A 12,014-nucleotide genomic window follows, 5' to 3' on the forward strand; every position below is an offset into this window, starting at 1 on the left:
ACAATATGAGCCAATCTATCAGGGATAATCCAAATCCCTTATTCATCAGAAAGGACAAAAGGTTGTCTATTCGTGATAAATAATATCCAACGCCCCGGTGAGCAATGTCAGTTCACTGTCAGGGGAATGTAGTAGGTTTGTCTATTCACACTAGGTATGTAACACAGGGAAATAATATCAAAAAGCCAGCAAGCACATGCTGGCAATTCATTATGTGTACGAGTATTTAGGGTTATACCGCCACTTCATCAAGTACTCTAAACACACCTTCATCAAGGTGCCCTTCATGAACTTGTTTACACACTTTGCGTCTCACTGCAAGACCAGCAATTAGGCGTTCAATGGATAAGTGTTTATTTTCACTCTGCCCATTGTAAAGTTCAATCAACTTGCTTAGTGTTTCGTACGGAATGATTTCGTCTCCAACACGAAGGAAATCAAGCTTCTCTATGAGCTCCTGACACTCTTCCTGAATCGAGTTGTGTGAATGCCCTGTCATCGCAGCCAAAGCCATTATAGAGCGTTCTAGGGCCTCTGGAGAGGTATACTTGGATAAGGTAATGGTGATTTCGTCTGCATTGATCTCGACTAAATGCTTACGGATTTTAACTCTACGTCCCAATTTTCCTTTTGGAGAACGTTCTTTGCGCTGGATGGGTTCGAACTCGCCATCAATAATCTGCGACATTTCATCTAACTGCTGCTTAGTGACCATTTCATTACGCAGTGGGTTAGGCAACGTAGGGGCCATATTACGTTTACCTGCGTTGGTCGTGCGAGCACGCGAGTAACGAAGCACTTCTTCAGCATCACACTTGATGTCAAACTGGTAGTCTTTGAGCTTACCGCCTTCTACGATCGTGGAGATCGTTAGGTGATAACCCCATAGATTGACCTTAAACAGATCGTCCGTGCCCTCCCCTTCCGATAACTTTTTCAATTCGCGGATCAAATCCATCGAGAATCGGCGCCATTCAATATTACGCGCTAACTTCTGATTGAGTGTGCTAAGCAACATCACGTCGGTATGACGACGAGACATGCGGCTTCGGAAATAGCTATAGAGCTGGAAAACCAAAGTGTGCTGTTTCAAGATTTCTGGAGGGAAAAGGAAGAAATAGTCACGAGTCAACAACTCTTCGTAGAAAGAAGGTTCCCATACCAATATATATAAGTTGGGTTTAATACGAATTTCGCCGTCAGCTCCCTCTGTCGGTGCTTCTTCCGATGCCGTGATAGTGCGGGCCAAAAAGCGAAAACGATCACTCTTGAAACCCTCAGGCATATTTTCACTCAACCAACGGCCTGTCAGCTCATGTAATTGAAAGTCGGTAAATTCGATTCGATCAATGCTGTCACGGATCGAATCACGAGCCGGTCCACTGTCTTTCTTACCCCGTAAAGACAAGATATCAGTAATGTACAGTGGGGTTTTATTAGGGGTTTGTTTTGCGTCCAGCTGGTACTGATGTTGGTGATGATCATGATATTGAACTGTCAAAGTGAATAGCGCGAACAGCGTCATAAGATCATCGACGGTCATGATGTTCTTCGAAGAACGTGTTTCGATCACAGCTTTGGTGCCAGAGATCAAAACCATACTCTTTTGATATTGTTTACGAGTACGAGGAGGCGCTAAAGCTTGATCAATAATACCCGCCCAGTTAGTCGGTGAAACCACAAACTGGTCTGCTTCATCTTTCATCGCTGGTGGTGTATTTAGGCCATGCTCATTCAATAACCGTTTATTGACGTGTGTCTGTGCCAGAGCTTTAGATCGTTTTTGTTTCTCGCTTTGCTTTACCGACTCTGTCATCAAGCTGGTGGCTCCAAGAACAGAGATCAACTGATTTGGGTTTACAAAGCGGTGCAACATGGTTTTCCCGGCGAGGCCTTCTTCAAAACGGACCGGAATTTGCTGAAATAGGCCAATATTTACAGCTGCACGCAAACGCTGTTGAATTGCGGCTCGAGTCAGTTGACCATCTGTCGCCTCAATCAGTTCTGTAGTAGATACTAAACCATCTATACTACTAAAACCTTGTAATGAAATTAGATTCAAAAGCTCAACGATGCTTTTAGTCACGCCTTTGAAATGCTGATATTGCTCGATCCAATTTACGGCGGCTTCGGACACTTCAAACATATGTCCATCTTTATGACTCCTAGGAGCTTTGATCAATACTTTTTCTTCTGAGCTCATTTATTATGATCCGTGTCACGTTAGCCGTAATATTGCTATGGTTCCGAAAGGATAAAGAAAAAAGCCTTATAAATAAAGAGAAAACTTGTTGTTTTGAATAACTGATCTTTCTGATTTAAATGATCTTTATTGATTATATGATCTAATGATCTGAACCAAGTCATGATTGCAAGTTCATGTTATTAAAAAACTTTTTTTATCCACATCTGAAAGCATGATCATGATATGTACGAAAGCATGATCATAAAAAAGAGGAAAGCATGATCAGATACTTACAGAACCATGATCATTAGTCTAGCGAATGCATGATCATTACTACGTCTGAAGCATGATCATCATAGACTCACACTTTATCCACAGTGAAAAGCGATTTGCTGTAAGTAATGAGCCCTGTTTAGTGTGTACTTTTGGTTTTAATAACGAAACGATGATCAAGGTGTAGGAAAAAAATGACCTAATACGATTAAAATTGTTGGTTTATTCATCAACTTGAAATCCATCTGACATCTTTCCTTTCCACTGGCATTACTTTGATTGATTAGCCTATCGAACGAAAGCATGATCATGTAGGAACACCGGCTTAGAATATTATGACTTTTGTCCCTCGATTTGTACTCTTGATTTGCTTTATTGACTCAATGCCTTAGTTGGTCTGCATTCTTCCGTAATTTCTCTCCTTTTTTACATGCTTCCGAAGCATAGAATTACTTGATCATTGATCCGAGTAAGGATCTTTTGAAAGTGAGCTCGTTAAGCTTTTAACGAAGCACTATTTTTCCTTGATCATGCTTCTTTGAAGATGATTTCTCCCTGAAAGCATGATCAAAGTAAACACCTTGATCATCTTTTCGATTCCTAGCGTATTTCTTAGCAAAAGTTATTTCCAAGCTTTCTGATTAAGGTCTGTCCTATTGTATGGAATATAGGCGCTGAATTAAGGGCTCACGAATTGAAATGACACAGACCGTAAACTATGGGCAGATATCAATCGTTCCGAGTCAATTTCTCATTTTTTTGGAGATGTCTCCTTTACATTGTAAATAAGTGACGTTGTAATACTTTAAATCTAATGTATTTTAGAGGGTGACATGCGCAAAATTAGCAAGACGAATAATGATGAATTAATTGCAAATTCATTTAATTGATAAAAAATTCTCTTATTAATGTGATTGTCGTCTGTGAATGTACGTTCACCTTTTTGTTGTTTTTGGTTTGTTATGCTGTACAATTGGTTTCAGTCACTAATAATGGAACTTGGCAATGAAAAGAGAACAGACAATTGAAAGTCTCATTCAACTGGCTGAGCAAACTGCTCAGGTTCAGGCCGATCGAATTGAGATTGTTTTAGAAGAGCGCAGCGATGAGCATTTCCCGCCAATGTCGAAAGCTTTGATGGAGACTCGTTCTGGTCTGACTCGTCGTAAGCTGGATGATGCGATTAGTAAACTTGAAGAAGCGGGTCACCAGTTTACTAAGAATAATGCAAACCACTATTCGATCTCACTGCAAGAAGCTCATATGTTAATGGATGCTGCTGGAGTTGCAAAGTTCCATGAGCGCAAGAAGAATAATGACAATAAACCATGGATTATCAATGTTCAAAACCAAAAAGGGGGAACAGGAAAATCCATGACGGCGGTACATTTAGCCGCTTGTTTAGCATTAAATCTTGATAAACGTTACCGTATTTGTTTGATTGACTTGGATCCTCAAGGCTCTCTGCGTTTATTCCTTAATCCACAAATCAGTCTGACTGACCACGATAACATTTACTCAGCTGTAGATGTTATGCTCGACAATGTGCCTGAAGGTGTGAAAGTCGACAAAGAGTTTCTACATAAAAATGTCTTGTTACCAACTCAATACCCAAACTTGAAAACAGTATCGGCATTCCCTGAAGATGCAATGTTTAATGCTGAGGCTTGGCAAAACTTATCGAAAAATCAATCACTTGATATCGTAAAGCTACTAAAAGAGAAGCTCATCGACCAAATTGCTGATGATTTCGATATCATCATGATTGATACTGGTCCACACGTTGATCCATTGGTGTGGAATGCGATGTATGCTTCGAATGCGTTGCTGATCCCATGTGCGGCGAAACGCTTAGACTGGGCATCAACGGTTAACTTCTTCCAGCATTTGCCGACAGTATATGAGATGTTCCCAGACGATTGGCAGGGGCTTGAGTTCGTGCGCTTGATGCCTACTATGTTTGAAGATGACAACAAGAAGCAGGTCGCTGTATTGACGGAAATGAACTATTTGTTGGGTGATCAGGTGACAATGGCCACGATTCCGCGTAGCCGTGCATTTGAAACCTGTGCTGATACCTACAGTACTGTTTTTGATTTGACGACAGGTGATTTTGAAGGTGGTAAAAAGACATTAGCCACAGCGCAAGATGCGGTACAAAAGAGTGCTTTAGAGCTTGAGCGTGTCCTTCATAGCAACTGGTCATCACTCAATCAGGGGTAATTAGACTATGGCAATTAAGACTTCAGATTTAAACGCAAGACTGTTTGGTAAAACGAACAAGCGCCATGTGGCGACCCCGCAGGAAGCACAGAAAGCAGCGAAAGAGCAGGCTCAGGTGATTGAATTGTCCGTTGCGGGCGAAGAGATGGTGACCTTTGAGCTATTGCGCATTCCCGCTAGCCAAGTTGCTGATGAAACCGTAGTGTTTGCTGAAAACGCACGCGAACAGTCGTTCTTGAATGAACATGCTCTATCGGATGTTCTTGCAACGCTAAAAGAGCGTGGGCAGCAGTATCCAGCAGTGGGTCGCAAACGTGAAGATGGCAAGATCGAAGTGCTCGATGGTAGTCGTCGTCGCATGTCTTGTATTCTAGCTGAAAAAGACTTCCTGATTTACGTTGCCGAAAACATCAATAGCGGTCATGCCAAGTTCCTGTCTGATGTTGCAAACGCGCATAAGCCTCTATCTCTGTACGAAAAAGGTAAAGAGATGAAAGCGAAACTGGAAAGTGGTGAAGCTGAAGATCAGAAAGCTTTGGCGAAGATGTTCCAATGCAGCGAAGCTTTGGTCAGCGGAGCATTGAAAGCGGCGGATTTGCCTTTAACTCTGCTTCAGGCCTACCCCAATGTTGCAGACTTAGGTCGTCCTACCATCGTGAAGTTACATAAACAATTTAACGCGCTGAGTGATGAAAATCGAGCTAAGCTTCTGGATAAATGCCAGTCAACTGACGGTTTTGTTTGGCAATGCAGCCAAGCTCAAGGCGTGGCACGCATCACCAAAGATGTGTCTGAAACGATCGAACAATGGATTGAAGAGTTTTCTCCAAGTAAACGTTCGACAACCCGTAAGGTTGAGCTGATCAAGGGAAGAGTCAGTTATAGTCGTAAAGGGGCTGATTTAGCGCTCAATCTAAAGAAAGTGGACAACGCCACTATGCAGGAAATTCTCGACTTTGTTTCGTCTAAGTTGAAGTAATCAGAATCAGTAGATGAAAGCCGCGATGAGCGGCTTTTTTTCTATCTCTCATTTATCGCTCTGAATTGTTATAATTCGCTTATCTCCCGAAATCTGACACCGGTCATGCACAATTATTTCTCTCAGTTGGTTCACTCTGCTAGTCAGGCAAATCATAGGTTTGGCGTTGTACTTAATGGTGACTTGCCATGGCAAGACAATGCCTTGTCCATCATTAAAGACTTGTACGCTAACTCGAGTATTTTTCATCTTGGCGGAGAAAGTTGTGATGATAATATCTATAGTGTTCCTTACAAGTATGGTCAGCGTTTACTTGGTCAAGAATGTTCATTGTTGATTTGCGATTTCTCTTCTGGCTTTGATGCTAATTCTTTTAGTGCAGCACTAGGCTGCGTCAAAGGTGGAGGTATAGTTGTGATTCTGCCTTCGACCTCCAACCCTTTATCGCTATCCATGCAATGGTTAAGTGTTGCATTGAGGCGTCTAATTAATATCGATCAAACTCGGCCATTACCTCCACCTCCTTTAGTTGATAGTTTTGACTCAGAGCCTTTTTCTCAGCAAAAACTTGCTGTGGAGAAGATTCGTAAAGTGGTAGAAGGCCATCGTAAACGACCTTTGGTCATGACTGCTGACCGAGGAAGAGGGAAGAGTAGTGCGTTGGGGATTGCAGCTGCTGAACTGATGCAATCCCGTGATATTCGTATCTTGGTCACGGCACCAAGCTTGGCTACTGTCGTACCTGTGTTTGAACATGCTCGACGTCTGTTACCTGATGCGTTGCACAAAAAAGGCCTGGTTCGCTTTAATGCCGCTTCACTCGAATTCATCGCTCCTGATGAGCTACTCAGACAGGGGCCAGAGTGTGATTTCCTCTTAGTCGATGAAGCATCGGCAATTCCAATTCCTATGTTGCAGAAGATGGTTGAGCGCCATCATCGCTGCGTATTTTCGACGACAGTTCATGGTTATGAGGGCTGTGGTCGAGGATTCACGCTCAAGTTTCAGCATTGGCTAAAGCAGAAAAGAGCTGGTTCTGTGTTTTACCATCTAGAACAGCCTATTCGTTGGAATGCGAATGACCCTTTGGAAAGTTGGCTGTTTGACACTTTTCTCCTCAATACGGAAATCGCGCCAGTTAATGCTGCCTCGACAGCGCGCATAACGCTCCAAAAGCTCGATAAAAAGCAACTCCTAAATAACTCTGATTTGCTGCGTACTTGTTTTGCCTTGTTAGTTAACGCGCACTATCAAACATCACCTAATGATTTAATGCTGTTATTGGAAGATGAGTCCATTGCACTTTTTGCTGCGTTTAGTCATCAGGATTGCCTTGGCTGCATACTCACCATTACTGAAGGGGGATTAGAGCAATCATTGATTGACTCCATTCAACAAGGTGTTCGTCGACCTAAAGGGCACCTAGTGCCTGTTATATTGGCCGCACAACTTGGCTTGAGTGATGCTGCTCGGCAGATGAGTTTACGTATTATGCGTATAGCGACTCACCCAAATTACCAGGGCCAAGGGATCGGTTCCGCTATGTTGGAGCAGTTTTCTCTGCACTGTGATAAGGCATTTATCTCCACCAGCTTTGGTGCGACTAAAGAATTACTTCATTTTTGGCGCAAGAATGGCTTCTCTCCAGTCAGGCTTGGTGTTCAGCGTGATCAAGCGAGTGGATGCCATTCTGTGCTTATGATAAAGGGCAGCCCTGATTGGATGGAAAGTGCAGAGCGTCATTTTGAGCTTTCGATGCCTTACCTATTAGGCAATGTGTTCAATGACATTGAAACTGACATTGTACGTAATCTATTGCGTAAAGAAGATGCTTCCGTTGAGATTGGTGAGTTTTTTACGCTAATTCGTCGTTATTGTGAAGGTGGAGTTGGGTACGAGAGCGTTGCCTCTTTTATCGCCTCATGGCTATTATCTTCCCCAGCCGCGCTACAAAATAGTTCAGATTTGATGATTCGTAAATTGATACAGCAACGTAGTTGGCAAATGTGCTGTGAAGAGTTTGAGTTGAGTGGTAGAAAGCAAACGGAACTCCAGTTAAGAGCCGATATTCAATCGTTGCTTGATTCAACCTTAGTGTAGTGTGCGATAATTTACACTGTAAAAATAATTGATGTCACCTTCCTGCTTGCCGTGATTAATCATCTTATTCATTCATCCTCTTATTATTCCTTTTTGAGTTTTTTGTGTTCATAAAGCTGAAACCTCTTCGCTATGAATGTGCTATTTACAGTGTAAACATTCGATACTTGAGTTCAGTTAATGATGACAAACTTAAATAATGCTTTTGATTTGCATAAAAAATGCTATTGACCTGAAAAAAGTATGGAATTTTTTTTGGGTGAGTATTTCAGCTTTAAGTGTTTAAAAAACAAAGTATTGAAATTTTATCAAATGATGAAGATATGATTTTGGATTCATAAAATGTCAGGGTTTGTTTGCTAAATATCTATTCCTTCCTACACTCAAAATTAAGCGAAAAGCTTCCATAACGGCTAGGAAACTATAAGAAAAGTGTAGGTTGAAACATGGAATGTTTACTTCCTGAGTCTCTAGACATTTCGACGGTACTAGATGCTACGACTCAATATCAAGAATGGCTTGCCACTCATGAGGCTATCCATCTCGGCGCAGATAAAGTTGCCAGAGTGGATGCCGCTGGCATACAGCTCCTCTCTTCTCTTTTTATTTCCGCAAAGAAGAATCAACGAACGATCCAATTGCTAAAACCGAGCGATGTCCTTCTCGAGGGAATTGATACGCTAGGTTTGCAAGAGGTGTTTGAGTTAAACCTAAAGTCGGAGAGTAATCCAAATGACTAAGATTCTTGCAGTAGATGATTCGGTCTCCATTCGTCAGATGGTGAGTCACACATTACGTGATGCTGGCTACGATGTGGAAACCGCGAATGATGGACGAGAAGCACTAAACAAGGTTGCTAGTAATAAGTTTGATGTGGTGATTTCGGATGTCAATATGCCCAATATGGGGGGCTTTGAGCTGGTCAAAGCATTAAGAGATAAACCACAGTACAAATTTACTCCCATTTTAATGCTTACGACAGAAACCAGCACTGAGAAAAAACAGCAAGGAAAATTAGTCGGTGCAACGGGTTGGCTGGTCAAGCCGTTTAATCCTGAAACATTACTTAAAACGCTAAAACGCGTTATTTAAGACACAAATAAAACAATAATTCACTTACAACGTCGTCTGGCAGGAAAAGCTTATGGCTTTAGATATGGAACAATTGCGCAAGATGTTTTACGAAGAATGTCGTGAAAATCTTGAAGTGTTGGAAAATGTACTGCTCAATCTGGATGTTACGTCTCTCGAGCAGGAGTCGATTAATACTATATTTCGTGCCGCTCACTCCATTAAAGGTGGTGCAGCTACGTTCAACTTGTTCGATATCAGTGAATTTACCCATTCTGTAGAAGCTTATCTCGATTTAGTTCGGAATAATGAACGAGAACTCACCGCAGAAACCGTGGATTTACTCCTCAAAAGTGGCGATTGCATTCAAAGCATGCTGGAAGGACACGAGCTTGGTAGGGCCGTAGATACTGAGCTGCAAAAAGAAGTCAGCGCGCAACTCCAAAGATTATTGGGTGCAGAGGCGATCAATTCAGAGCCCGAATCTGGCAGCTTAATGTCCTCGTTGGAGAATAATGACGAAGCTTTATCTGATGCTTCTGGAAATGCAGGTAACTGGCTTGTAACTTTCGAACCTCACCCAGAAATGTTCTTCAGTGGCAACGATCCCCTCAGAATCTTACGTGAACTCAAAGATCTTCACCCTTCGTGCGTTATTACCGTAAATACTGATTTCTTACCTGAGATCGAGGCGATAGAAGCTGAATTGTGTTACCTGCGATGGCAAGCTAGCCTTGATGCAGCGGTTGAAGAGGAGAATATCCGAGAAATATTTGAATGGGTTGAAGACGAGTGTGAACTAGGGATTGAACTTGTCTCTCAATCTCCAGATTCTGTTGAAAGCTCACCAGAAGAAGAAATTATGGCTCAACAAGCAGCACCGCCATCACTGGCGACAACAGAGCCAAAGTCACCCAAAGTCGCCAAATCCGAAACCAGTGTGAGCTCTATTCGAGTGGATATCGATAAGGTCGATGGCCTGATCAACTTAGTGGGAGAGCTTGTTATTACTCAATCTATGCTTACCGAAATTGGCAACGACTTTACGATTGATAAGCTAGAAAAACTCAAAGTCGGCTTAGCGCAGTTACTGCAAAATAGTAAAGATCTTCAGGAGAATGTTCTTAATATACGAATGTTACCTATGAGCTTTGCGTTTAGTCGTTTTCCACGACTTGTTCGCGACTTATCTAACCGTCTTGAAAAACAGGTCGATTTACAAATTCAGGGCGAACAGACTGAATTGGATAAAACCGTATTGGAACGCATTGTGGATCCTCTCGTGCACTTAGTCCGAAATGGTATCGACCATGGTATCGAACAACCTCAAACTCGCTTAGAACGCGGCAAACCTGAACAAGGTGTCATTAAACTCAATGCTTACCATCAAGGTGGCGCCATAGTGATAGAAATTAAGGATGATGGTGCTGGACTTGATTGTGACAAGTTGTGGAACAAAGCGACAGAGAAAGGCGTATTAGCGTCAGATGCTCGCCGAGAAGACATCAGCGACAAACAGATCATGAATCTGATCTTTGCTCCCGGTTTTTCTACAGCAGAGGAAGTGTCAGATATTTCTGGACGTGGTGTGGGTATGGACGTGGTCAGGCGAAACATTGAAGAACTGGGAGGGCACATTGAAGTTGAATCTGAGCTGGGTGTTGGTAGCTGCTTTACGATCAACCTCCCTTTAACTCTGGCCATACTGGATGGCCAACTGGTCAAAGTTGGTGGGGAAGTGTATGTGATCCCGTTATTAACCATAGTGGAGTCCATCCAGATTGATACAAGTTGTATCAAGTTAGCTTCTGGAGGCATTGAGTTGTATCGACTGCGTGAGGAAAACATTCCTATATTACGCTTACAAGAAGAGTTAGAAATGGGGAAAAGCGGCGCTTTAGATGAACGAATTCTGTGCTTTGTTGAAGCTGCCGGCAATCGAGTTGGGCTTTTGCTTGATGAGTTGCTTGATCAACAGCAAGTGGTGATTAAAAGCCTTGAGTCCAACTACAGTAAAGTTTCTGGGATATCCGGTGCGACCATTCTCGGTGATGGCTCTGTGTCATTGATTCTCGATATTCAGGGGTTGATTACGAACTTTCTCAAACGTACCTCGGATTCAGCCCACAGCGGCTTAGCAGCGTAGGGAGGATGGATGGAAACAGCTCTAGTGACAGGAAGTACCACCGACTCGCGACAGGTTATTGAAGCGCAAACTCAGGCTATTCTTGAACAAGTGAGTGAAGAAGGTGTGTCGCAAAGTGCCGATTTTTTAAGTTTTAAACTCGAAAATGAGTTATATGGCGTTGAAATAAAGGATGTAGAAGAAATTCGTGTCTGGGAGCGACCGACGCCAATACCACGTGCGCCTCAATATGTGAAAGGGGTGATTAATCTAAGGGGCATGATAGTACCTGTGATTGACTTACGCTGCCGATTTGAGATTGGTACATGTGAATATTTACCTACGACCGTTGTGATTGTGCTTCGTCTACGGGCCGAAGAAAGTGAGCGACTGATGGGGCTTGTCGTTGATGCTGTCAGCGATGTAGTCAGTCAGGGACAAAATGAGCTCTACCCAAGCGTTGGGGAGTCTCTAGTTACCCCTTACCTACAAGGTTTGATGAATGTGGGTGATCAGGTGATGTCTTTGCTGAACACGGAAGAGCTTCTCAATATCGACCGAATTTTGAGGAGAGAGACATGATCATGCCACAAGAGTTTTTGAGTTTTGTTCTCGGCGATGACGAATACGGTGTGCCTATTCTTGATGTCCGAGAAGTTCGTGGTTGGAGCTCTATTCGGGAAATTCCGAACTCTCCAGAGTATATGCTCGGGGTGCTGGAAATTCGTGGGGAGTACGTGCCTATTGTTGATTTACGCGCGCGTTTTGGATTACCGCCTGCTGAAATAAGTACTACCACGGTTGTTATTGTGCTCAATGATGCTGAGATGCATCCATTAGGCATCATCGTTGATGGCGTTTCAGAAGTCTATTCATTGCTGGATGAACAAATAAAGCCGGCGCCACACGTATCGCATTCAGTTGACCATAGCTATATCAGAGGCATTGCTTCTGTAGAAAATGGCCATCTGATTTTAATAAAACTTGAAGCTCTGTTCGACGTGGCAGAGTTAGCAGTACCTGACCGAGCTGAAGAGAGTTGGGCCTAGCAAATCAGA

General features: G+C 42.8%; 9 protein-coding genes. 8 read left to right on the plus strand and 1 reads right to left on the minus strand.

Going from position 1 to position 12,014, the window contains the following annotated elements:
• Window positions 1-232: 232 nt before the first annotated feature.
• Window positions 233-2,203 carry a replication initiator protein RctB domain-containing protein gene (locus L1D31_RS03690; protein WP_239835711.1) on the minus strand — a complete coding sequence of 657 codons (1,971 nt, stop codon included), beginning with the start codon at window positions 2,201-2,203 and terminating at the stop codon, window positions 233-235.
• Between the two features lie 1,260 nt (window positions 2,204-3,463).
• On the opposite strand from L1D31_RS03690, the gene L1D31_RS03695 reads away from it, so the two are divergent.
• The 8 genes from L1D31_RS03695 to L1D31_RS03730 all read left to right on the plus strand — a co-directional run bounded on the left by L1D31_RS03695 (window position 3,464) and on the right by L1D31_RS03730 (window position 12,005).
• Window positions 3,464-4,681, plus strand: coding sequence for a ParA family protein (locus tag L1D31_RS03695; RefSeq protein ID WP_239835712.1), 1,218 nt, complete (start codon window positions 3,464-3,466; stop codon window positions 4,679-4,681).
• A gap of 7 nt (window positions 4,682-4,688) precedes the next feature.
• Window positions 4,689-5,660, plus strand: coding sequence for a ParB/RepB/Spo0J family partition protein (locus L1D31_RS03700; RefSeq protein WP_239835713.1), 972 nt, complete (start codon window positions 4,689-4,691; stop codon window positions 5,658-5,660).
• Window positions 5,661-5,765: 105 nt separating this feature from the next.
• On the plus strand, window positions 5,766-7,760 hold the full coding sequence (locus L1D31_RS03705) for a GNAT family N-acetyltransferase (RefSeq protein ID WP_239835714.1): 1,995 nt from the start codon (window positions 5,766-5,768) through the stop codon (window positions 7,758-7,760).
• 446 nt (window positions 7,761-8,206) lie between these two features.
• Entirely contained in the window at window positions 8,207-8,500 is a 294-nt protein-coding gene (locus L1D31_RS03710; protein ID WP_239835715.1) for an STAS domain-containing protein, read from the plus strand.
• Window positions 8,493-8,852 (plus strand): response regulator, encoded by a 360-nt coding sequence (locus L1D31_RS03715; RefSeq protein WP_239835716.1) that lies wholly within the window; start codon window positions 8,493-8,495, stop codon window positions 8,850-8,852. The genes L1D31_RS03710 and L1D31_RS03715 overlap by 8 nt, the downstream gene beginning before the upstream one ends.
• 52 nt (window positions 8,853-8,904) lie before the next feature.
• Window positions 8,905-10,977: a chemotaxis protein CheA gene (locus tag L1D31_RS03720; RefSeq protein WP_239835717.1), complete on the plus strand. Its 2,073-nt coding sequence runs from the start codon at window positions 8,905-8,907 to the stop codon at window positions 10,975-10,977.
• A gap of 9 nt (window positions 10,978-10,986) precedes the next feature.
• Window positions 10,987-11,538 carry a chemotaxis protein CheW gene (locus L1D31_RS03725; RefSeq protein WP_239835718.1) on the plus strand — a complete coding sequence of 184 codons (552 nt, stop codon included), beginning with the start codon at window positions 10,987-10,989 and terminating at the stop codon, window positions 11,536-11,538.
• A complete protein-coding gene (locus L1D31_RS03730) occupies window positions 11,535-12,005 on the plus strand; it encodes a chemotaxis protein CheW (protein ID WP_239835719.1) in 471 nt (156 codons plus the stop codon). The genes L1D31_RS03725 and L1D31_RS03730 overlap by 4 nt, the downstream gene beginning before the upstream one ends.
• Window positions 12,006-12,014: the final 9 nt, after the last annotated feature.

Source organism: Vibrio sp. Isolate23 (genome assembly GCF_022398095.1).
GTDB classification, from domain to species: Bacteria; Pseudomonadota; Gammaproteobacteria; order Enterobacterales; family Vibrionaceae; genus Vibrio; species Vibrio coralliilyticus_A.